General features: G+C 68.1%; 23 protein-coding genes. 18 read left to right on the top strand and 5 right to left on the bottom strand.

Annotation, left to right across the window (positions count from 1 at the left end):
- Position 1 precedes the first annotated feature (1 nt).
- Both IDF66_RS01730 and IDF66_RS01725 read right to left on the bottom strand, forming a co-directional pair.
- The gene (locus IDF66_RS01730; RefSeq protein ID WP_223309209.1) at positions 2 to 589 is read right to left on the bottom strand and encodes a DUF3515 domain-containing protein; all 588 of its coding nucleotides are present in this window, start codon (positions 587 to 589) and stop codon (positions 2 to 4) included.
- Positions 590 to 650: 61 nt separating this feature from the next.
- Positions 651 to 896, bottom strand: coding sequence for an Lrp/AsnC ligand binding domain-containing protein (locus IDF66_RS01725; RefSeq protein WP_190265524.1), 246 nt, complete (start codon positions 894 to 896; stop codon positions 651 to 653).
- A gap of 171 nt (positions 897 to 1067) precedes the next feature.
- On the opposite strand from IDF66_RS01725, the gene thiL reads away from it, so the two are divergent.
- From thiL to IDF66_RS01710, 3 genes are read left to right on the top strand one after another with little or no spacing between them, the layout of a single operon-like run.
- Positions 1068 to 2093: a thiamine-phosphate kinase gene (gene thiL / locus IDF66_RS01720; protein WP_164309103.1), complete on the top strand. Its 1026-nt coding sequence runs from the start codon at positions 1068 to 1070 to the stop codon at positions 2091 to 2093.
- Between the two features lie 48 nt (positions 2094 to 2141).
- On the top strand, positions 2142 to 2663 hold the full coding sequence (locus IDF66_RS01715; RefSeq protein ID WP_164309104.1) for a gamma carbonic anhydrase family protein: 522 nt from the start codon (positions 2142 to 2144) through the stop codon (positions 2661 to 2663).
- Positions 2660 to 3364 (top strand): uracil-DNA glycosylase, encoded by a 705-nt coding sequence (locus tag IDF66_RS01710; RefSeq protein ID WP_190265523.1) that lies wholly within the window; start codon positions 2660 to 2662, stop codon positions 3362 to 3364. The genes IDF66_RS01715 and IDF66_RS01710 overlap by 4 nt, the downstream gene beginning before the upstream one ends.
- A gap of 8 nt (positions 3365 to 3372) precedes the next feature.
- On the opposite strand, the gene IDF66_RS01705 is transcribed toward IDF66_RS01710, so the two are convergent.
- Together IDF66_RS01705 and rpmB are read right to left on the bottom strand one after the other, a co-directional pair.
- Complete coding sequence (locus IDF66_RS01705) at positions 3373 to 4188, bottom strand: enoyl-CoA hydratase/isomerase family protein (protein ID WP_190265522.1); 816 nt, start codon at positions 4186 to 4188, stop codon at positions 3373 to 3375.
- A 120-nt stretch (positions 4189 to 4308) separates the two neighbouring features.
- Positions 4309 to 4500, bottom strand: coding sequence for a 50S ribosomal protein L28 (rpmB, locus tag IDF66_RS01700; protein ID WP_124706538.1), 192 nt, complete (start codon positions 4498 to 4500; stop codon positions 4309 to 4311).
- Positions 4501 to 4760: 260 nt separating this feature from the next.
- Here rpmB and IDF66_RS01695 point away from each other — a divergent pair, with 260 nt between their 5' ends.
- The 15 genes from IDF66_RS01695 (at position 4761) to holA (ending at position 21955) form a co-directional block, all read left to right on the top strand.
- Positions 4761 to 6431 carry a DAK2 domain-containing protein gene (locus tag IDF66_RS01695; protein WP_223309089.1) on the top strand — a complete coding sequence of 557 codons (1671 nt, stop codon included), beginning with the start codon at positions 4761 to 4763 and terminating at the stop codon, positions 6429 to 6431.
- A gap of 8 nt (positions 6432 to 6439) precedes the next feature.
- A complete protein-coding gene (locus IDF66_RS01690; RefSeq protein WP_190265521.1) occupies positions 6440 to 8896 on the top strand; it encodes an ATP-dependent DNA helicase RecG in 2457 nt (818 codons plus the stop codon).
- A gap of 59 nt (positions 8897 to 8955) precedes the next feature.
- The gene (locus IDF66_RS01685; RefSeq protein ID WP_223309088.1) at positions 8956 to 9654 is read left to right on the top strand and encodes an HNH endonuclease family protein; all 699 of its coding nucleotides are present in this window, start codon (positions 8956 to 8958) and stop codon (positions 9652 to 9654) included.
- A 154-nt stretch (positions 9655 to 9808) separates the two neighbouring features.
- Positions 9809 to 10894, top strand: coding sequence for a heme-binding protein (locus tag IDF66_RS01680; RefSeq protein WP_223309087.1), 1086 nt, complete (start codon positions 9809 to 9811; stop codon positions 10892 to 10894).
- Between the two features lie 104 nt (positions 10895 to 10998).
- The gene (locus tag IDF66_RS01675; protein WP_190265519.1) at positions 10999 to 12276 is read left to right on the top strand and encodes a glutamate-5-semialdehyde dehydrogenase; all 1278 of its coding nucleotides are present in this window, start codon (positions 10999 to 11001) and stop codon (positions 12274 to 12276) included.
- Complete coding sequence (locus tag IDF66_RS01670; protein WP_190265518.1) at positions 12273 to 13193, top strand: AAA family ATPase; 921 nt, start codon at positions 12273 to 12275, stop codon at positions 13191 to 13193. The genes IDF66_RS01675 and IDF66_RS01670 overlap by 4 nt, the downstream gene beginning before the upstream one ends.
- Positions 13193 to 14644, top strand: coding sequence for a vWA domain-containing protein (locus tag IDF66_RS01665; protein ID WP_190265517.1), 1452 nt, complete (start codon positions 13193 to 13195; stop codon positions 14642 to 14644). The genes IDF66_RS01670 and IDF66_RS01665 overlap by 1 nt, the downstream gene beginning before the upstream one ends.
- A 52-nt stretch (positions 14645 to 14696) precedes the next feature.
- Complete coding sequence (gene nadD, locus IDF66_RS01660; protein WP_190265516.1) at positions 14697 to 15404, top strand: nicotinate-nucleotide adenylyltransferase; 708 nt, start codon at positions 14697 to 14699, stop codon at positions 15402 to 15404.
- Positions 15405 to 15464: 60 nt separating this feature from the next.
- On the top strand, positions 15465 to 15827 hold the full coding sequence (rsfS, locus tag IDF66_RS01655; RefSeq protein ID WP_164309112.1) for a ribosome silencing factor: 363 nt from the start codon (positions 15465 to 15467) through the stop codon (positions 15825 to 15827).
- On the top strand, positions 15824 to 16537 hold the full coding sequence (locus IDF66_RS01650; RefSeq protein ID WP_190265515.1) for a histidine phosphatase family protein: 714 nt from the start codon (positions 15824 to 15826) through the stop codon (positions 16535 to 16537). The genes rsfS and IDF66_RS01650 overlap by 4 nt, the downstream gene beginning before the upstream one ends.
- Positions 16534 to 17319, top strand: coding sequence for a diglucosylglycerate octanoyltransferase (gene octT / locus IDF66_RS01645; protein WP_190265514.1), 786 nt, complete (start codon positions 16534 to 16536; stop codon positions 17317 to 17319). Before IDF66_RS01650 ends, octT begins: the two co-directional genes overlap by 4 nt.
- Before the next feature lie 9 nt (positions 17320 to 17328).
- The gene (locus tag IDF66_RS01640; protein WP_164309115.1) at positions 17329 to 18177 is read left to right on the top strand and encodes a DegV family protein; all 849 of its coding nucleotides are present in this window, start codon (positions 17329 to 17331) and stop codon (positions 18175 to 18177) included.
- A gap of 109 nt (positions 18178 to 18286) precedes the next feature.
- Entirely contained in the window at positions 18287 to 19408 is a 1122-nt protein-coding gene (locus IDF66_RS01635) for a ComEA family DNA-binding protein (RefSeq protein ID WP_223309086.1), read from the top strand.
- On the top strand, positions 19405 to 21018 hold the full coding sequence (locus tag IDF66_RS01630) for a ComEC/Rec2 family competence protein (RefSeq protein WP_317628546.1): 1614 nt from the start codon (positions 19405 to 19407) through the stop codon (positions 21016 to 21018). Before IDF66_RS01635 ends, IDF66_RS01630 begins: the two co-directional genes overlap by 4 nt.
- Positions 20972 to 21955, top strand: a complete 984-nt coding sequence (holA, locus tag IDF66_RS01625; protein ID WP_164309116.1) for a DNA polymerase III subunit delta — start codon at positions 20972 to 20974, stop codon at positions 21953 to 21955. Before IDF66_RS01630 ends, holA begins: the two co-directional genes overlap by 47 nt.
- An 83-nt stretch (positions 21956 to 22038) precedes the next feature.
- Here holA and rpsT read toward each other — a convergent pair whose 3' ends face one another.
- The gene (gene rpsT / locus IDF66_RS01620; protein WP_164309117.1) at positions 22039 to 22299 is read right to left on the bottom strand and encodes a 30S ribosomal protein S20; all 261 of its coding nucleotides are present in this window, start codon (positions 22297 to 22299) and stop codon (positions 22039 to 22041) included.
- Between the last annotated feature and the right edge of the window lie 115 nt (positions 22300 to 22414).

The raw sequence follows: 22414 nt of genomic DNA, 5'->3' as shown, positions 1-22414 counted from the left end.
CTCAGCCGAAATCGAGCGGGCCGCGCGGCAGGGTGCGTTCGATCACCGCGGAGACATCTGTGATCGGACCGTTGCCTGCATTGGCGGGTATCCACATCGCCACGTAGGGACGATGATCGACGCAGACGTAGGCCTGACCCGAGCCCTCGACGGTGTCGGTGATGAACCACTGAACCGGATTGATCACCTGCAGGTTGCTGGTCGGGGACAGCTCGGACGGCCGGGATATGCCGCACCGCAAGGTCACCGCATCCCCGTCACCGTCGGCAGGCCATCTCACGGTCGTGCCGTCGACCTGCTTGTCGCCGAACCCGTCGAAGGTCTGCGGCAACGCCGCGATCAGCTTCGCGCAGTCGGCCGGAGCCGACTCTCCGGTCGCATAGGACTCGATGGGCGTGGTGTCGTCGGGACGCAGCGCGGCGAATGTGATGAAACCGATGATGACCATGACCGGGACGGCGACCAGTGTCGCGATCAACGCCGGGCTCAGGCGCGGACCGGTGCCGTAACGGGTTTCGACAGTGTCGGCCGACGTGCCCTCCACCTGGTCGGGTGCACCGTCGGGCTTGCTCTCCTCGGTCACGTCCAACACCCTAGTGCGCCCTCGCGTCGGCCCCGTTCGCAGGCGCCGGCGACCGGACGACCCGGGCTCAGTGAGGGCTCTGCACCACCGGGCAGGTCAGGGTGCGGGTGATGCCGTCGACCTTCTGGATCTGCGGCACGACGTCGTCGGTGAGGTGCGTGGCGTCGGCCGCGTCGACTCGGACGATGACGTCGTACGGACCGCTGACCTCCTCGGACGAGGCGACGCCGGAGATCTCCGCAATCGTCGCCGCGGCAAGCGCGGCCCGTCCGACCTCGGTCTGGATCAGTATGTATGCCTGAACCACGCCCATCCTCTCGTCGACGCGACCCCGGCCGGGATCGCGCTGCCCGACCCGCCGACACCGACGTCGTGAGTCGCGAACGACCGCACGGCGCAGTGACGTACCGGCGAGCCAATACACTGTCGCCATATTGTCGCTGACAACCCCGTCCAAGCGCGACTCAGAGACCGAGGAGACGCCGTGACCGTGGGAAGGGCCGGGGACCCGGTGGATCGGGCCCGCACCGTCGGTGAGGTCGGGGAACGGCGCCTGATCACCGAACTCACCCGCGCGGCTCTCGCCGACGACTCGGTCGGGCCGCTCGCAGGCCATGACATCGTCATCGGCTCGGGCGACGACGCAGCCGTGATCGACACCGCCGGCCCGACGGTGATCAGCACCGACACGTCCGTACAGGGACGACATTTCCGGTTCGACTGGTCGGATGCGCGCACGGTCGGTGCTCGTGCGGTCATCCAGAGCGCCGCCGACATCGCCGCCATGGGCGGCCGCACCACCGGGATCGTCGTGTCCATCGGCTGCCCTCCCGACACCACGGTCGGGACCGTTCTCGATCTCAACGCCGGGATCGTCGAGACCGCTCACCGCATCGGGGGACGGGTTCTCGGGGGTGACCTCGTGGCCGCCGACCAGGTCGTCCTCGGCGTCACCGCAGTGGGGGCTCTCGACGGCGCCGTCCCGATCGTCGTGGGTGGTGCTCGACCCGGGGACGTGCTCGCGGTGACCGGACACGCTCTGGGGGCGAGTGCCGCCGGTCTGGCTCTGCTGGTCGACGCCGACACCCGTGGAGACACCGGTCACCTCGACGAGTTCCCCACACTCTTGGCCGCCTACCGGCTGCCGTCGCCCGATCTCACGCAGGGACCGGTGGCGGCCCGGGCCGGGGCGCATGCGATGACCGACATCTCCGACGGCCTGATCGAGGAACTGATCACCATGGCAACGGCAGCCGGCCTCGCGCTGGACGTGCAGACCGACCGGATCCCCACGGACGCAGCGGTGCACGACGCGGCGGCGACGCTCGGCATGGACCCACAGGAGTGGAAGCTGACCGGCGGCGAGGACCACGAACTGTTGGCCGCCTTCCCCCCGGGTGTCCTGCCGCCCGGCTGGACCCGAATCGGCGACGTCGGGCTGGGAAGTGCGGTGCGGGTGGACGGTCGCGTGGTGCGCGGACTGCACGGGTGGCAGTCGTTCGGGGATTGACGGACGCCTGACGACGCCCCTGCCGGGTCGGATGTTTAGATTCGGTGCATGGCTATCTACGCACTCGGCGACCGCGAACCCACCATCGGTGACGACGTCTACATCCATCCGGATGCCACGGTGATAGGCGACGTGACCCTCGCCGAGGGCGTCTCGGTCTGGCCGGGTGCCGTCCTGCGTGGCGATTCGGGAACCATCACGATCGGTCGCCGCACCAACATCCAGGACGGCACCATCATCCATTGCACCCCGATCGACGCGACGGTGATCGGCGACGAGTGCGTGGTGGGCCACAACGCGCACATCGAGGGCGCGACGATCGGTGACCACTGCCTGATCGCGTCGGGTTCGGTTGTCCTGAACGGCTCGACGATCGGGTCCGGTGCCATCGTCGGAGCGGGCGCGGTGGTGCCGTTCAAGTTCGCGGTGCCGGAGAGGTCGATGGCGCTCGGGGTACCCGCGAAGATCCGTGCGGGATATGAGGTCCCGGAGGGCCACGTGGACCTCAACGTGGAGATGTACTTCCAGAACGGCAAGTACTTCCGTGACGCGTTGCGGAGGATCGGGTGACCGCGGCCGGGGCGGCATCCTCGCCGAAACCGTTGTCGGAGTTGATCGATCCCGGCTGGGCGACGGCGCTGACGCCGGTGGAGCCGGTGATCTCGGCGATGGGGCAGTTCCTGCGCGAGGAGAACGCCGCAGGCCGCGGTTATCTCCCCGCGGGCGCAAACGTCTTGCGGGCCTTCACTCAGCCGCTCGACGACGTCCGGGTGCTGATCGTGGGCCAGGATCCGTACCCGACGCCGGGTCACGCGGTGGGGTTGAGCTTCTCGGTGGCCCAGGACGTCTCACCCATCCCACGATCCCTGGCGAACATCTACCGTGAGTACAACGAGGATCTCGGTTATCCGACGCCGGCCAACGGGGACCTCACGCCGTGGGCGAAATCGGGTGTGCTGCTGCTGAATCGGGTCCTGACGGTGTCTCCGGGTGAGCCGGCCTCGCACCGTGGCAAAGGGTGGGAGCAGGTGACCGAATGCGCCATCAAGGCCCTCGTCGCGCGGGACGCAGAGCCGCTGGTGGCGATCCTGTGGGGCCGGGACGCGGGCAGCCTCAAACAATGGCTGCCCGACGTCCCGGTGATCGAGTCCGCGCACCCGTCCCCGTTGTCGGCGAGTCGAGGCTTCTTCGGATCCCGGCCGTTCAGTCGCGCCAACGAGGCGCTCGAGGAGTTGGGTGCCGAACCCGTCGACTGGCGCCTGCCGGCCTGATCGGCCCGTCAGGACTTGCGGGCGGCGGCGAAATCGGGCTTGCGCTTGGCGACGAATGCGTCGACGCCCTCGATGCCCTCGACGCTTCCCGACAGCGTGGAGATCGACCTGGCCTCCGCGGAGAGGTGCTCGGTGAGAGATGTGTTCGCCGATCGCCAGAGGAGCTCGCGGGTGCTGGCGTCCGACTGCCACGGGCCTGCGGCGATCTTGTCGGCTGCCGCGCGGGCGGACGACTCGACCTCGGCATCGTCGACGACGTCGGACAGCAGGCCCCACGCGAGTGCCTGCTCGGCCTCGATGACCTGATCGGTGAGGATGAGATGACGTGCACGGGCGGGACCGACGATGCGCGGAAGGGTCCACGTCATCCCGCCATCGGGAGACAGGCCGATGCCGCGGTAGGCGGGGCGCATGCGGGTCGATGCTCCGCCGACCGCGACGTCGGCGTGCAGGACGATGCTCATCCCGGCGCCCGCCGCCCATCCCTTGACCGCGGCGACGACGGGGCGATTGGCCTCGTACAGCGCGCCGACGAAGGCGTGGAAGTTGTCGGCGATCTCGCGAAGATATGCCGGGCGCTGGTCGGCGGAGGCGAACGCCTTGACGTTACCGCCCGCGCAGAAGTTGTTGCCGGTACCGACGAGCAGGACGGCGCCGACCTCGCGTTCGCCGCGCGCCACTTCGCGGAGGGCCGCGGCTCCGGCGAGCATCGCATCGTCGGCGAGCGAATTGCCCGCCGCAGGGGTGGACACGGCGATCGTGAGGACGGAACCGTCCTGCGTGACGAGGGATTCTGCGGCTTCGGTCATGGGCTCTGCGGTCATGATCTGCAGACTCTATCGCCGAACGCACAAAGACCCGACACCAGGGCGAGCGGATGCTCGCTCGGTGTCGGGCTCAGCGTGAAGATCGGTTCGATCGATGTGGGCGTCGCCGCCCGACGATCAGACGCGTGCGGTCTTGCCCGCCTTCAGGCAGGAGGTGCACACGTTCTTACGCTTGCGGTTCCCCGGCGCGACCTCGACGCGCACCGACTGAATGTTCGGGTTCCACCGGCGGTTCGTGCGCCGGTGCGAGTGCGAAACCGACTTGCCGAAGCCCGGTCCCTTGCCGCAGATATCGCAGACGGCAGCCATCGTCGAACTCCCTTGTGTTGATGAAAGTGGTCGTGTTCTACCTGCTCGTCCCACGATCGGCGACTCCGCGTCGACCGGTACTGCAGCAAGGCAACCCTGCAAGAATAGCCGCACCGGCCCGGCCCGGACAAATCCACCCTGTCCAGACCGATGTGGGCACCCGCCCGCGCGTGGTCACCCTACGCTGCTGTCGGCCCGCGCGAGTAACCTCGAACACATCCGACGGGCGGCCTTCGCCACGGCCAACGGTAAGGGGTTTCATGGAGTCGGCGTTCGACGGCGTTACCACCCGGACGATGAATCCGCAGCTCTTGCGGGACTGGGCGCACGCGGCTGTCGACGGTCTCGAGGCGCTGCGCGGCGAGATCAACGACCTGAACGTCTTCCCGATCCCCGACTCGGACACCGGCAGCAACATGCTCTTCACCATGCGGGCCGCGGCAGATGCAGCCGATCGGGTACCGGAGGACACGACGATCGCGGCGGTCGCCCATGCGATGGCCGACGGCGCGGTGACCCAGGCGCGGGGCAACTCCGGCATCATCCTTTCTCAGATCCTGGTCGGGCTCTCCGACGCCGCCGAGTTGTCGCCGGACGGGTCGCATATGACGTTCAACCACCTGTGGGCCGCGGGCCTCCGCCTGGGCTCGCTCGCCGCGGTGCGCGCGGTCAGCGAGCCCCGGGAGGGAACGGTCCTGACCGTGATCAGGGTGGGTGCCGAGACCGCGGCCGCACACATCTCGGAGTCGGCGGGTGACCTGGCCCGGGCGGTGGCCGACGACTGTGCCGATGCGTTGGAGCGAACGCCGGAACAACTGCCGGAGCTGGCGAGCGCAGGGGTCGTCGACGCCGGCGCGCGCGGATTCCTGGCGCTCGCCGACGCGATGGTCGCGGTGCTCACCGGCGTCGCCCAGCGTCGCCGTCGTTACCGCGGCATCCTCACCGGCGGGGGTGAGCCGGGACATCAGGGCAACGATGCGTGTTCCGGTGGCAGCGACATGGATTTCGAGGTCATGTACTTCCTCGACGGTGCAGCCGGTGGTGAGATCGGGTCCTTGCGGGAGACGCTGAACGATCTCGGCGATGCCGTGGTGATCGTCGGGGACAGCTCGGCAGGCGACGGCGAGCGCTTCTCGGTCCACGTCCACACATGTGATCCCGGCAAGGCCGTCGAGGCAGGCGTCACCCGGGGTGCCGTGTCGGACATCCGGATCAGCTGTTTCGCACTCGACGCCATCAGGGCGCAGACCGACTCCGCCGAGCCGCCGCCCCGCCACAAGCGGGCGGTGGTGGCCGTGGTCACCGGGGAGGGGGCCGCCGGCCTGTTCGGCGACGCAGGCGCCGCCGTGTTGCGCGCCGACGACGGACTCACCCCGGAGGCGTTGGTCGAGGCTATCCGCGCGACCGACAGCGCGCATGTGGTGGTGATGGCCAACGGGAAGCTCGCGTCACAGGATCTGGTGACGGTGACCGCGGCGACCCGATCGACGCAGCGCACAGTGGTTCACCTGCCGACATCGTCTATGGTGCAATGTCTTTCGGCACTGGCAGTGCACGACGACGCCGAGTCGCCGGACGCGGACACCTACGCGATGGCGGAGGCGGCGGCCGCCACGCGCTGGGGTTCGCTGGTCCGGGCCCGCGCCAAGATGATGACACTCGCCGGTACCTGCGAGGTCGGTGATGTGTTGGGCTTGATCGGCTCCGATGTCCTGGTCATCGCACCCGACCAGACCGGCGCCGCCACCGCGCTGATCGACCTGATGCTGACCACCGGTGGCGAGATGGTCACGGTGATGGCCGGGGCCGATGTGGACGACGTGGCCCTCGAAGCGGTCGGCGTCCAGATGCGGCGCAGTTACCCAGGTGTGGAACTCGCGGTCTACCAGACGGGACAGTCGGACCAGTTGATCCAGGTCGGGGTCGAATAGTGGTTCAGATGTCCGACGCGCTCGACGTGGCGCTCGACCCGAAGACCGCCACGAAGCTCGCATCCCTGTCGGTGTCGACCGTGGGGGAGCTGCTGCGGTACGCACCGCGCCGCTACGTCCGCCACGGCCAGCTGTCCAACGACGAACTGCCCGAGAACGACGAGTGGGTGACGATCGTCGGCCGGATCACCGGCTCGCGGATGATCCAGATGCGCAAGCGGCATGGTCAGTTCCTCAAGGTCGCGGTCACCGACGGCAGCCACGCCTACGAGGCGAACTTCTTCAACGCCAAGTTCATTCAGCACCAGCTCAAATCCGGTGCACGGGTGATGATGGCCGGGAAGGTGAAGACCTTCCAGGGCAAGGTCCAACTGTCCCATCCGGAATGGGCCATCCTCCCCGACGGCGATCCGGACGTCGATCGCGTGGTGGGGTCCGCGATGCTCTCCGAGATGTACGCCGTCGAGGCCGAGATCACCGGCGGCGACGTGGACCCGGGCGCCTTCGACCGCCCCATCGTGCCGATCTACCCGGCGACCAAGGACATCCAGACCTGGGACATCTGGGGTGCGATCCGTCGTGTCCTGGCGGCGATGGAGGGCGGCGAGAACGCCGACGACGCGCTCAGCCCGGACCAGCGCTCCGACCGTGGTCTGATCGGTACGGGCGACGCCCTGCGCCGGATTCATCTGCCCGACACCGAGGACGACATCGACGTGGCACGTGCCCGTCTGAAGTTCGACGAGGCGCTGGCGATCCAGACCGTTCTCGCGCAACGCCGGATCGCCGGGCGGGGCGAGAGCGCGTCGCCGTGTCCGCACGTGCCCGGCGGACTCGAGGACCGGCTGCTCGACCGGTTGCCGTTCACCCTGACCGACGGACAGTGCACGGTGGTCGCCGAGATCGCCGAGGAACTCGGACGAGAAGCGCCGATGAGCCGGCTGCTGCAGGGCGAGGTCGGGTCCGGCAAGACGCTCGTATCCCTGCTGGCCATGTTGCGTGTCGTCGACAACGGTCATCAATGCGCGATCCTGGCGCCCACCGAGGTTCTTGCGGCCCAGCACCATCGGACCATCCGGACGATGCTCGGCGACCTCGCCGAGGCAGGCGAGCTCACCGCCGCAGAGGGAGCCACCACGATCGCTCTGCTGACCGGCTCGATGAAAACCGCGGGCAAGCGGCAGACCCTTCTCGACGTGGTGACGGGTACCGCGGGGATCGTCATCGGAACCCATGCACTGCTGGAGGAGAACGTCACCTTCTTCGACTTGGGGATGGTGGTGGTCGACGAGCAGCACCGGTTCGGCGTCGAACAGCGGGATGTATTGCGTGCCAAAGGGAAAGACGGATTGATGCCGCATTTCCTGGTGATGACGGCGACACCGATCCCGCGGACCGTGGCGATGACGGTCTTCGGCGACCTGGAGACCTCGACGCTGACCGAGCTGCCACGGGGGCGGCAGCCGATCAGCACGTCGGTCGTCCCGATGGGCAACGAGGCGTGGGTCGACCGCGCATGGGCCCGCGCCGCCGAGGAGATTGCTTCGGGCCGGCAGGTCTACGTGGTCTGCTCCCGCATCGGCGACGATGTCGACGACAACAAGAAGTCGCTTCGCGACGGCGACAAGAAGTCGCTACGCGACGGCGACAAGAAGTCGCTACGCGACGGCGACAAGAAGTCGCTACGCGACGGCGACAAGAAGTCGCTACGCGACGGCGACAAGAAGTCGCTACGCGACGGCGACAAGAAGTCGCTACGCGACGGCGACAAGAAGTCGCTACGCGACGGCGACAAGAAGTCGCTACGCGACGGCGACAAGAAGTCGCTACGCGACGGCGACGGGCAGGCGCCGAAGAGCACGTCGGTGGTCGACCAATATGCCGAGTTGCTGACCGGCCCGCTCGGGGCCCATCGGATCGAGATGCTCCACGGGCGCCTGCCAGCGGACGAGAAGAACGCGGTGATGGATGCGTTCGGCCGCGGCGAGGTCGACATGGTGGTGTCGACAACCGTCATCGAGGTCGGCGTCGACGTCCCGAACGCCACCATGATGGTGATCGTGGATGCCGAGCGGTTCGGGGTCAGCCAGTTGCACCAGTTGCGCGGCCGCGTCGGTCGTGGCGGCCATGCCGGCCTGTGCCTCTTGATGACGTCGGCCCCGCAGGTGTCGCAGGCGATGCAGCGCCTGCGTGCGGTCGAGGGGTCGATCGACGGATTCGAGCTCGCGCGAGTCGATCTCGAACAACGACGCGAGGGGGACGTCCTCGGATCGCTGCAGTCGGGCGGAACCTCGTCACTGCGTTTCCTGTCGCTGCTCGGCGACAGCGACGTCATCAGCGACGCACGCGACCTCGCCGACCAGATCGTGGGAACGGATCTGCCGTTGGCCGATCACCGTGCGCTCGCCGATCTCGTCGATGCGATCCTCGTGCCGAACAAGGTCAAGTACCTCGACAAGTCGTAGTCGCCTGCGTCAGATGGAACGGCGCGGGCGGCCGCCACGTCCAATGGACCATGACGTTCATGGGCGACTGGCCGCTGCGTTGGTGGCTGATCCTCGGCGGATGTGTCCTGAGCGCGCTGATCGTGGCAGTCGGGGCAGTGGTACCGGGCGATCGTTCGACATCGGATCCCGCCGTGCGCGAGCACGCCGATCGGGCGCTGCAGGCACTGTCGGCGGTTTCGGCACTGGCGCAACGTCCTTCGCGAGGGGACTACCGACGCGAAGCATTCGGGTCCGCGTGGACCGATGCCACGGCGGCTGCGGGAGGTTTCAACGGGTGCGACACCCGTAACGACGTCCTCGCCCGCGACCTGACGGACACGCGCCGGGCGGCGGTGTCCTCCTGCGCGCGAGCGGTTGTCGCGGGCGAGTTCCGTAGTCCCTACACGGGCGAGTTCATCGTGTTCCGGCGCGACCGTCGTGCGGGGGCCATCCAGATCGACCACATCGTTCCGCTGGCCTACGCCTGGGACATGGGCGCGTGGTCGTGGTCGCCGACGGCGCGCGTGAACCTGGCCAACGATCCCGCCAATCTGGTGGCGGTGGACGCGGCGTCGAATCAGACGAAGTCGGATCAGGAGCCGGCGAGATGGATGCCCCCGAACAGGGGATTCCGGTGTCAGTACTCCATTCAGTTCGTGACCGTGGTGTCCACATACCACCTGCTACTCGATGCCCCGTCGGCGACGATATTGCGAAAATCCCTGCGGCAGTGCTGAGTACGGCCATGGCAGGGGTGGTGACCGATCGGGGTTCGCAAGCCTGAGTAGTTCGGCGACCGAGCAGCCGTGAAATGGGTAGTCGGCTACTCGTGTCATGTCCGGTTTGTCCGGTGATCCTCGGGGGATCAGCCTCTCATCGAAGGATCACCTCATGACAACGATCGACGACCCCACGACCAACGGTGTCGCGCCTGCCGCCACGCTGACGCCCAGCACCGCCGACATCCACCAGCGCACCATCGGCATCGCTCGGTCCGGCGACGAAGACCTCGGGCCGCTCGCCATGCTCCCGGGCGTCTGGGCCAACTGCGGCTCCACCGGTGACGCCCTCGTCGGGCGGGGGTGGAATCTCATCGCACTCCCACACATCGGTGCCGGCCGGCCCGACTATCGAGTCCTGCTGAACCAGTTCAACGAACGTCTCGAATTCAGTCTCGTCGACAAGAACGTGCCGAACCGGGGCGTGCGGCGAAATGATCCGTCAGGACTCCCGAACGCGAACACGGATCAGCAGGTCGGCACGCTCGACTACGAGCAGTCGATCGAACAGATCGCCTCGGCCGACAACCTGGGCACCGACCTCGCCGGCAAGCGCGGCGACGCGATCCATCACGAGCCGGGATTGTTCCTGTACATGCAGAACGAGACCGAACCCGGTCCGAACATCGGTCGTCTCGCGACCGTGCCGCACGGCGACGCGGTGCTGGCATTGGGCAAACACATCCCGAACGACCACGTCGTCGCGGGCATGCCCGCGATTGCGCCGGTGGACGTCTTTCCCATCGGAGTACCCGCGGGATCGGGATATCTGGCTCCCTATCAGTTCTTCATCGACTCCCCGTTCCAGGGCGACAATGCATCGTTCGACATCAGCAAGGTGTCGGACATGATGAATTCCGTCAACAGCGCCGTGGAGATCGAACGGACCACGATCCTGAGCCTCGACACCGAGACCGATGGCGGTATCTCCAACATCCCGTTCGTCGTGAAGCAGGCCGACGCGACGTCGATGACGTCGACGTTCTGGATTCAGGAATTGACGGAGAAGGACAATGACGGCCACCCGAGGCTGCGTCTGCAATATCTGCAGATCGTGATGCTCGACTTCTTCGACCGCATCGACGGCACCGAGGGCCTCATCCGGTGGCCGCACGTCAGCTTCAACACCATGGAGAAGATCAGCAACACCCCGGACGCGGGCTACGGCGCACTGAAGGTGTGGTCATCGGACGAGTGAGCCATGGTTCCGGCTCGGCGGTGGGTGCACCGCGCTGCGGGCGTCTCGGCAACCCGCGTTAGTCTGGTGAGCGACATAATTCCGCACGTGAAGTCGAGGAATCCATGAGTGCACCCACCGCCGTACCGGGCGTGGAGACGGCCGACATAGAGAAGGTCGTCAGGGGGCTGGCCAAGGCGGCGAGGATCGCGTCGAGGACGCTGGCCGGCCTGACCACAGCGGCCAAGAACGAGATCCTGCTCGCCGCCGCAGAGGCGATCGAAGCCGACGCCGAGGTCATTCTCGCCGCCAACGCCGCCGATGTCCTCCGTGCCGAGAACGACGGCACCGAGGCGAACCTGATCGATCGTCTACGTCTGACCCCGGAACGGATCACCGGCATCGCCGACGGCCTCCGGCAGGTGGCGGTGCTGCCCGACCCGATCGGTGTGGTCGTCTCGGGCAAGACGCTTCCGAACGGTCTCGACCTTCGGCAGGTCCGAGTTCCGCTCGGTGTGGTCGGGATGGTCTACGAGGCCCGCCCGAACGTCACCGTCGACGCCTTCGGGATCGCGTTCAAATCGGGCAACGCAGTGCTGTTGCGCGGCTCGTCCTCGGCCGCCGATTCCAACGCCGAGCTGGTGCGCGTCCTGCGGGAAGTGCTGCGCGCCAAGGGCGTGAACGCCGACGCGGTCGCGTTGTTGCCCAGTGAGGATCGATCCAGCGTCACCGCGCTGATCCGCGCACGGGGTCTGGTCGACGTGGTGATCCCGCGCGGTGGCGCCGGACTCATCAACGCGGTCGTCGCCAACGCCACGGTCCCCACCATCGAGACCGGCACCGGCAACTGCCATGTCTACGTCCACGCGCTCGCCGATGTCGATGTCGCGACGCGGATCATCTTGAACTCCAAGACGCGGCGCCCCAGCGTCTGCAACACCGCCGAGACAGTACTGATCGACAAGGCTGTCGCAGGCGACGCGCTGCCGAAGATCAGGCAGGCTCTCCAGGCGCAGGGAGTGGTCATCCACGGTGACGAGCCGGGAATGGAGCCGGCCACCGAGACCGATTGGGCCGAGGAGTACCTGTCGATGGACGTGGCGATGAAGATCGTCGACGGACTCGACGCCGCGGTCGCGCACATCGACACCTACGGCACCGGCCACACCGAGGCGATCGTGACCACCGATCTCGCGGCCGCCCGCGAGTTCACCTCCCGCGTCGATGCGGCAGCGGTGATGGTCAATGCCTCCACGGCATTCACCGACGGAGAACAGTTCGGCTTCGGCGCGGAGATCGGGATCTCGACCCAGAAGCTCCATGCGCGTGGGCCGATGGGTCTGCCCGAACTGACCTCGACCAAGTGGATCGTCTGGGGCGACGGCCACATCCGGCCGGCATGATGGGTGATGCGGCCGGCAGAGGCCCGACGACTGTTCCCTCGTTCGGTGATGTCGCCGACGTGGTCACCCGGCTGCGGTCGACCGGTTATCTCGCCGACGACGCCACCGCGACGTCCACGTACCTCGCCGATCGTCTCGGCAAGCCGTTGCTCGTCGAAGGTCCGGCCGGGGTCGGCAAAACCGAACTGGCGCGGGCGATCTCGCAGGCGACGGACGCGGAGTTCATTCGCCTGCAGTGTTACGAGGGCATCGACGAGGCACGCGCGCTCTACGAGTGGAACCACGCCAAGCAGATCCTGCACATCCAGGCGACCGGTAGTCGCGAATGGGACGAGGCAAAAGCCGACATCTTCTCGGATGAGTTCCTGCTGCCTCGGCCGCTGCTGAAGGCGATCTCGCGGTCGGAGCCGACGGTGCTCCTCATCGACGAGGTCGACAAGGCCGACGTCGACATGGAGGGTCTGCTCCTGGAGGTGCTCAGCGATTTCGCCGTGACCATCCCGGAGATGGGTACAGTGGCTGCGACCCGGCGCCCGGTGGTGATCCTGACCTCGAATGCGACCCGGGACCTGTCGGAGGCGCTCAAACGTCGCTGTCTCTACCTCTACATCGACTTCCCGGACGCCGCCCGTGAGCGGGAGATCCTGGCTTCGCGCGTGCCGGGACTGTCGGATGCATTGTCGGCCGAACTGGTGCGTGTCGTCGGGGTGTTGCGCACCCTCGACATCCGGAAGAAGCCGTCGGTGGCCGAGACGATCGACTGGGCCAACACCCTGCTCGCACTGGGCGCCGGTGAGTCGAGTGGTTCGCAGGGCGGCGGCAAGCTCGACGACGGCCTCATCGCCCGCACGCTCGGAGTGGTGCTCAAGCACCGACCGGACCTCAAGACGGCCCTCAAAGAACTCAAGCTGGGCTGATGTCGACCGACGGGTCCGCCGTGTCGGGTGCCGCGGGCACCGATGAGGTGCCGATGATCGCCCACCTCACCGGGTTCGTCGACGAATTGCGCCGGCGCGGAATGGTCGTCGGGCCGTCGTCGCTCATCGACGCCGCGCAGGCGATGGAGGTCCTCGACCTCCTCGACCGGCGCAGCCTCCGCGAGGGCCTGGCCACCACGTTGATCAGTGACCAGATGCACCGCAGGGTGTTCGACACGGTCTTCGACCTGTGGTTCCCATTGGGCACCGGCGCGCGGACGACGGCGACAGATCTGCCGCGCACACCGGACGGGGAGATCGACGTGGAGGCGATGCGTGAGATGGTCGCCGACATGCTCGCCGACGATGAGGCCGATGCTGATGGTCGGCTCGACCAGATGATCGCCCTCATCGTCGATCAGCTCGGTCGGTACGACTCGACGCGCGGTGAGGCGTTCTCGGCTTATCAGGCGCTGTCGACGGTCAACCCGCAGACTCTGATCGCGCGGATCGCGGCGGCCATGGCGGGCGGGGGAGACGCGAACGGCGCGGGCGGCGACCGCCCCGGCACCGAACCCCTCTACCGTCGCGCCGCCCGCGCCCGGGCAGGAGAGCTCCGGGCCGCCATCGAGGCGGAGACGCAGCGTCGGATGGCGGGCCGCAACGGTCGCGACCGGGTCGCCGACTACGCGGTGCCGCCGTTGCCCGAGAACATCAACTTCCTCAGCGCGGGCGCGAAGGATCTCGCCGAGATCCGACGGACCATCCAGCCGCTTGCTCGATTGCTCGCGGCGAAGCTGGAGATCCGACGTCGCCGCTCCCACCGCGGTGCCGTCGATGTCCGCAAGACGCTCCGCGCGTCGATGTCGACCGGTGGTGTACCGATCGAATTGAGCCACCGCAAGCCGCGGCCCGGCCGGCCCGAACTCGTCGTGATCTGCGATGTCTCGGGATCGGTCGCCGGCTTCTCGCAGTTCACCCTCCGGCTGGTTTACGCACTGCGCCAACAATTCTCGAAGGTGCGGGTGTTCGCATTCGTGGACACCGTCGACGAGGTCACCGACTTCTTCGACCGCGGCGCCGATGACGAGGACTTCGGTGCGAGCATGCACCGCATGATCACGACCGCGCGGATCAGCACGCGGGACGGGCATTCCGACTACGGCAACATGCTGCGCGGGTTCGTCGAGGAATACGGCGAGTCGCTCACCCATCGCGGGGCGTTGCTGATCCTCGGCGACGGGCGCACCAACTATCACGACCCTCATCTCGGCGCGCTGCGTGAACTCACCGACCGTGCCCGGCATGCGTACTGGCTCAATCCCGAGGCGGAGCGCAATTGGGGGACCGGCGACTCCGCCGCGATCGAATACGCCGAGATCATCGAGATGTTCGAATGCCGCAACGCGACCCAACTCGGCCGGGCGATCGCAGATCTGCTCCCGGTGTGATCTGGCCCGGGCCGGGCGGGCACGTGGCGCCGACCGCGTAAACTCACACCTCATGGCCACCGACCGCCCGTTGCAACAGCAGCCGCGTGCACGCCGTATCGGCATCATGGGTGGCACATTCGATCCGATCCACAACGGCCACCTCGTCGCGGCCAGCGAGGTGGGTCACCGGTTCTCCCTCGACGAGGTCATCTTTGTGCCGACCGGTCGGCCGTGGCAGAAACTCACCGACGACGACGCCCCCGTGGCGAAAGCCGATCAGGCACGCGCGGTGAGCCCGGCCGAGGATCGCTACCTGATGACGGTGATCGCCACCGCGTCCAATCCGCGGTTCACGGTGAGCCGTGTCGACATCGAGCGTGAGGGCGACACCTATACCGTCGACACACTGCGTGATCTGCGCAGGATGCATCCGGAAGCCGAGCTCTACTTCATCACCGGAGCCGATGCGCTCGAGTCGATCCTGTCCTGGCAGGACTGGGAGGAACTCTTCGAACTCGCCAACTTCATCGGTGTGAGCAGGCCCGGGTACGAACTCCATGTCAAGCACCTGGCGCAGCACCTCGAGGCGCTGCCCCCGGACACCCTGCAGATGCTCGAGATCCCGGCGCTGGCGATCTCGTCCACCGAGTGCCGCGCCCGCGCAGCCCGCGGGAGACCGGTGTGGTACCTGGTTCCCGACGGTGTGGTCCAGTACATCGCCAAACGCAAGCTGTACCGTTCACCGAGGGCATCCTCGCCGGGCGTTTCCGCTCCCTGATCGATCTGGTGCGACCGATCCGGTTGCGACCGCCCCGAAACATCCGATGGAAGGACACCCGTGACTGCCACAGCCGAAGCGCTGGAGATGGCCAAGGTCGCGGCATTCGCCGCCGCCGACAAACTCGCGCATGACGTCACCGTCATCGACGTCTCCGAACAGCTCGTCATCACCGACATCTTCGTGATCGCCTCCGCCGACAACGAGCGGCAGGTGACATCGATCGTGGACGAGGTCGAGGACAAACTCCGCGAGGCGGGGTACAAGCCCGTGCGACGTGAAGGCACCCGGGAGGGGCGGTGGGCCCTGATCGACTACGCCGACATCGTGGTGCACATCCAGCACAGCGACGAGCGACAGTTCTACGCGCTCGAACGGCTGTGGCAGGACTGCCCGATCATCGAGGTGGACGGCCTGGGATGAGCGGGGGACCCGATTCGCACGACACCGCGGTCGAGCGACTGACACCGGTGGTGCGGCGCCTCATCTTGTTGCGGCACGGCCAGACCGAGTACAACGCGACCAGTCGGATGCAGGGGCAACTCGACACCGATCTGTCGGCTCTCGGGGTCCGGCAGGCAGCTGCCGCGGCGGAGGTGCTCGCGAAGCGCGCCCCGATGCTCATCAGGTCGTCGGATCTCACGCGTGCCCGGGACACCGCCGAAGCGCTCGCGCGCAGCACCGGACTGTCGGTCGACACCGATCGGCGACTGCGTGAGACCCATCTCGGCGACTGGCAGGGGATGACCCACCACGAGGTCGACGAGGTCATGCCGGGTGCGCGACGAATCTGGCGCGACGACGCGGGTTGGCGTCCTCCGAACGGCGAGAGCCGGATCGACGTGGCCCGTCGGGCCGTGCCGCTCGTGGCGGAACTCGTCGCCGATCTCGACGAATGGGGGACCGGCGACAATCCGGAGGCTCCCGTCGTGCTGGTCGCGCATGGTGGTGTCATCGCCGCATTGACCGCGGCGCTCCTCGACCTCCCGGAGACATCGTGGCCGGTCTTCGGCGGGCTCGCCAACACCAGCTGGGTGCAACTGTCAGGGCACGGCGTCCCGGGGAGTCCGCCACGGTGGCGGCTCGACGTCTGGAACGCGTCGGCCGAGAGCGCCGACGCGGCCGTCCAATGAGCCTCCCGACGCCGGCGTCCGGGCGTTCGGACGGTACGGTCCTGATCCTCTCCGACTCGTTGGCCTATTACGGCCCGTCGGGCGGGCTGGCCGCCGACGACCCGAGGATCTGGCCGAACCTGGTCGGTGAGGCCTGCGGCCGTGAGGTACGCCTGTTCGGACGGATCGGCTGGACGAGCCGAGACGTGTGGTGGGCGCTGACCCAGGACCCGAACATCTGGGCCGCGGTACCGGGCGCCGACGTCGTGGTGCTGGCCTTCGGCGGGATGGACAGCCTTCCGTCGCCGCTGCCGACCGCGGTGCGAGAACAGATCCGGTACGTCCGGCCGAACCGATTGCGACAGGTCGTCCGGGACGGGTATCAGTGGCTGCAACCGCGGCTGTCCACGGTTGGGTGGCCGCTGGCCCTGCCGCCCAAGGTGACGGTCGAATACCTGGAGAAGATCCGTGCCGCGCTGACCCACCTCCGGCCCGATCTGCCGATCGTGGTGTGCCTGCCACCCACGCATCGGAGTCCGTACTACGGCTACGTGCACAGTGGCCGGATCCCCACCACGGCTGCGATGGCCGAGTGGGCGACCACGCACGATCTCGCCGTCGCCGACTTCTATCCGGTCACCAGAGACGGGTTCTATCCAGTCGATGGCGGCGCGAGTGACGAGATGAATCCGGATGGGATCCACTGGGGATACGAGTGTCATCGGGGCATCGCCGACGTCGTGGTGCCGGTGGTCGACGATGTCCTCGACCGGCGCGCGGCCGGCCGCGAGGCGACCGGCTAACGTAGACCCGTGCCAGTCGTCGTCGTCACCGATTCATCGTCGCGGTTGCCGCGCGCCGTGACCGATCACTATGGCATCCGGCAGGTACCACTCCACCTCGAGCTCGACGGCACCGACTATCTCGAAGGCGTCGACGACATCCCCGACGACATCATCTCGACGCCGGGCGTGACGACATCCGGTGCCAATCCACACGACCTCGCGATCGCCTACGAGGAAGCATTGGCCGCGAGCGACGGCGACGGCGTGGTTGCCGTCCACATGTCGCGCAGGCTGTCGGGCACGTGGGGGGCGGGCCGGCTGGCGGCCGAAAAGTTTCCCGGACAGGTGCGGGTCGTCGATGCCAGGTCGGTCGGTCTCGCCGTCGGCTTCACCGCCATCGGTGCCGCCCAGGCCGCGGCGTCCGGCGCCGATCGGGACCGGGTGTACGAGTCGGCGATCCGACAGGCGGCCACCGTCGACTCGATGATCTGCGTCCACCAACTCGACAATCTCCGCCAGAGCGGCCGGATCAGTGCCGCCAGCAAGATGCTGGGTTCGGCGCTGTCGATCAAACCGATCCTGCACATGGTCGACGGAATCCTCACGCTCAAGGAGCGCCACCGCACCTTCTCCAAGGCGCTCACCAAGATGGTCGATGCCGCCGTCGAATCGGCCGACGGCAGGCCGGTCACCCTCGGTGTCCAGCACAGTGCGGCCCCCGAGCTCGCGCGAGAACTGGCAGGCCAACTGACCGAGCGGCTGCGGGTCGTGACGTCGGAGCTCATCGTCGATCTCGGGCCGATCCTGGGCTGCCATGTTGGTCCCGGGGCGATCGGGGTGGCGATCGCCACCGGACTCGACCCCGTCGAGGTCTGAGAAGGCCGGCGGCCGAGAGCCGTTCACAGATCCGGATTCATCCACAGATCGGGCCTGCCTGCCCCTTCCCGGCCGTCATCGGCGGTGCCGGTTCTTAGGCTCATCGGTCATGAGCACCTCTGCGCGACGACCCTCCTTCGGTGCACCAGCGGTCGAGCACCGGGGCGGGCGGCGCTCCCGATCCGCGCTGGACCGACTGTCGCCGCCGGCCGCCGAACCGGCGCCGCGTGACCGTGACGCCGAGGTCCCCGATGTCCGTGACACCGACCGCCCCGACGGGTGGGGCTCCGGTCCGGACGCTGCTCCCGACGTCGGCCGTATCGCCGCTGCTCGCATCGATGATATGGACGACCCGCCCGGCAGCACCGGCGCGGTGGGCAGTCCGTGGGGGGTCGCGGCTGTGCCCACCTGGTTGGATCCCGTTCCGCCGGAGGACCGCCCGCGATCCCGGATGACTGTCGGAGACAGTTTCGGCGACCTCGATCCGGACGACCTGGACGAGCCGGGCCCGCGGCGGCGGTTCGCCGTCGCCCCGCCGGCCGCGATCGCCCTGATCCTGGTCGGCATTGTCGCGTGTGCCGTGGCCGGGTTCTCGTTGCTCCGAGGCGGATCCGGTGACGCGACGACACCCGTGGCCTTTCCGATGTCGGCCGGGCCGACGAGTTCGGCGGCGGCCCCGGCCGCGTCGGCTGAGGTGGGCGGGTCGGCCGGGTCGCCGCCGCCCGCTGCCGAGGAACTCGTGGTCAGCGTCGTCGGCCTGGTGCATCGGCCCGGACTGGTCCGGCTTCGCGGGCAGCCGCGCGTCGCCGACGCCATCGATCGGGCAGGCGGTGCCCGTCGAGGCGCAGATCTCCTGTCTCTCAACCTGGCTCAGCGGCTGAGCGACGGTGATCAGATCCTGGTCGGCTACGCCGGCAGCGGTGGACGGATGTCGATCCGCAGCGCCGTCGTCGGGCCATCCGGTACCACCGGCGCGTCCGGACCACCGTTGTCCGCCAACGGCGGACCGGCGGCGTCGTCGCCGACGGCGGGAGCGGCGGGCAAGGTCGACCTGAACACCGCGACCGAGGCTCAGCTCGACGAGCTGCCCGGCGTGGGTCCGGTGACGGCCAAGGCCATCATCGCCTGGCGCGAGTCCCATGGCCGGTTCGGCTCGGTCGAGCAACTCGGCGAAGTCGACGGCATCGGCCCGGCCCGGCTCGCGAAGCTGCGCGACCTGGTCGCCGTGTGACGCGCAGGTCGACGATCGTTGGGCTCATTCCCTCGGGCGACTACCGGCTGGTCGTCCCCGCATCGGTCATCTGGGTGGTCAGCGTGGTCGGATTGCTTGGCCCGCCGGATTCGCTCTGGCCGATCGTGATTGCCGGAGGTGCCGGATGCGCGACCTGCGTCGGGGCCGTCCGACGAGGGTGGGTCAGCTGGTCGGCGGTGTCATTCGTGGTGGTGATCTGCGGTGTGGCGGCCGTGACCGCGGGAGCCCTGGCGATCCGTCTCGATGCGCGTGCCGCACATCCGTTGTCGCACATCGACGGGAAGGTCGGGGTCACGGTCATCATCCGCGACGACCCGGTGACCCTCGATCCTGGAGCGCGGGTCCGGATCCGCGTGGACGTGGCCGCGGTCGCCGGTCGCGATTGTCGCCGTATCGCTGCCGAGCTGATCGGTCCGGGCGATGACTGGGCGGAAGTCACCCCGGGACAGCATGTTTCGGCTCTGGTGCGGATCAGTCCGGCGCGAGGCCACGACCTGCTGGCGGCACGGCTGTCAGCGGTGTCCGCTCCGCGACTGGTCGGTCGCCCACCACCGCACCAGCGTGTCGCGGGCGATATCCGTCAACGGCTGAGGCTGCTGTCGGCACGCGCACTCGGCCCGGATGCCTCGGGTCTGTTGCCGGGGCTGGTCCTCGGGGACACGAGCATGCTCGGCGCGGAGGTGCGTGACGACTTTCGCGAGGCCGGATTGACCCATCTACTTGCCGTGTCCGGCAGCAATTTCGCGATCGTCTGTGGGGCAGCCATATTCGGCATCCGGTGGCTGGGCGCATCGCCGTGGGTCACGGCGGTTGCCGGGACGATCGTCCTGGTGGGTTTCGTGATCCTCGTCCGCCCGTCGCCGAGCGTGTTGCGGGCGGCGATGATGGGCATGGTCGGGTTGCTGGCGCTGGTCGGGTCACGGCGGGCACAGGCGATGCCCGCCCTCGGCGGGGCGACCGTCATCGGGCTGCTGTGGTGGCCGGAACTGGCTGTCGCCCCGGGGTTCGCGTTGTCGGTCTCGGCCACTGCGGGGCTGGTGCTGTGGTCCGGCGGACTACGGGATTGGTTGCGGGATCGGCGTGTTCCCCCGATGCTGGCGGAGCTCGTGGCGATGGCGGCGGCCGCTCAACTGGCCACCGCACCGCTCATCGCGGTGCTGAGCGGACGATTCAGCATCGTGGGGTTGCTGGCCAACATCCTGGTCGTCCCGGTGGTCGGCCTTGTCGGAGTCGTCGGAACGGCGGCTGCGGTGGTGGGTGCCATCGGCGGTCCGGACGGTGTCGGCGCGCGCTGTGCCGAGTTGGTCATCCGAGGTCTGGAGCCCGAGCTGTGGTGGATGTCGATGTGTGCCCGCGTACTCGGCAGATTGTCCTGGGCTGCGGTGCCGGTGCCGTCGGGCGTCGTCGGTGGGATCGTCGTGGCGGGCGGCAGCGGTCTGTTCGTGTTCGTGCTCCACCTCCTGGCTCACCGTGCGGCACGGCGCGGCGAACTCGACGCACGGGCCCCCGGTCGTGGGCGCGATGTCGGGCGGGTCTGGCACCATGGTCGCCGTGACGCAACGCCTGCACCTGCTGCTCGGGGACGATGACTTCTTGACGGGCCGGGTGATCACGGCGGTGGTCACCGAGCAGTCCGCGGCCACCGGTGCCGACATCCCGGTCACGCGGGTCCGGGCGGGCGACGTGACCGAGCACGAGCTGGCCGAGCTGCTCAGTCCGTCGTTGTTCGCGGAGGATCGCATCGTGGTGGTCGAGTCGGCTGCCGAGGCAGGCAAGGAGCCGGCGGCGCTGATCAGCGCGGCGGCCGCGGAGTTGCCCGAGGGCATCACCTTGATGGTCGCCCACACCGGTGGGGGCCGCGCCAAGTCGATGGTGCCCGCGCTGAAGAAGGCGGGTGCGGTCGAGCACGATTGCGCCGGTCCCAAATGGCCGTCCGAGCGCATCGATTTCGTCCGCAACGAGTTCCGGTCACTCGGTGCGAAGGTCAGCAACGAGGTCGTCGAGCAGGTCGTCGAGGGGGTCGGCTCCGAGTTGAGGGAACTCGCCGCGGCATGCAGCCAGCTGATGGCCGACACCGGCGGCAAGGTCACCGTTGATGCGGTCCGGCTCTACTATCAGGGCCGTCCGGAGATCACGGGTTTCGAGGTCGCCGACAAGGCGGTCACCGGCGATCGGGCGGGTGCCCTGGAGTCTTTGGCGTGGGCCGAGCATCACGGGGTGCCTCGGGTACTGCTTGCCGACGCCCTCGCGGAGGCGGTGCACGCGATCGCCCGCGTGCGGGCGATGGGGTCGATGGACCAGTACGCGGCCGCATCGGAATTGGGTATGCCGCCGCGACGCGTGAAGAAGGTGCAGGCACAGGCCCGGGCCTGGGACTCCACCTCGATCGCGTCGGCGATCGTCGTGGTCGCCCAGCTCAACGGCGACGTCAAGGGACAGGCCGCGGATGCGGACTTCAGCCTCGAGCATGCCGTCGCGACGGTCGCGGATCTACGTCCGGCACGCGAACGCAGCCGACGGGAATGACAGGACGCAACTCACCCCGGTGACCGCGTGGATGTCACCGGGGTGAGCCGTGAAGATCTGGCTGTAGCTGTTGGGGGGGCAGGTCAGAGCTTGTTGACTGCCAGCGCCATCGCCGACTTCTTGTTGGCGGCCTGGTTGGCGTGGATGACGCCCTTCGAGGCGGCCTTGTCGAGCTTCTTGCCTGCATCGGCGGCGAGCTCGGCGGCCTTGTTCTTGTCGCCTGCATCGGCAGCCGCGCGGAACTGACGGATCGCGGTCCGCAGCGACGAGCGCACAGCCTGGTTGCGCTGCCGGTTCGCTTCGTTGGTGCGGATGCGCTTGACCTGCGACTTGATGTTTGCCACGCGTGTATACCTCTTTGATTCGGGTTGGTACTCGTTGTTCTGTTTCGGCGGCGAGCGGCTCGCGCCTGAGCAGTTCGGACGGGTCCGGATCGGAGGATCCTGCCGACACTGCGAC

Source organism: Gordonia hankookensis (assembly GCF_014673215.1).
Classification (GTDB): domain Bacteria; phylum Actinomycetota; class Actinomycetes; order Mycobacteriales; family Mycobacteriaceae; genus Gordonia; species Gordonia hankookensis.
Note: the sequence above shows the minus strand (reverse complement) of the source record. Positions and strands in the feature narration are given on the sequence as shown.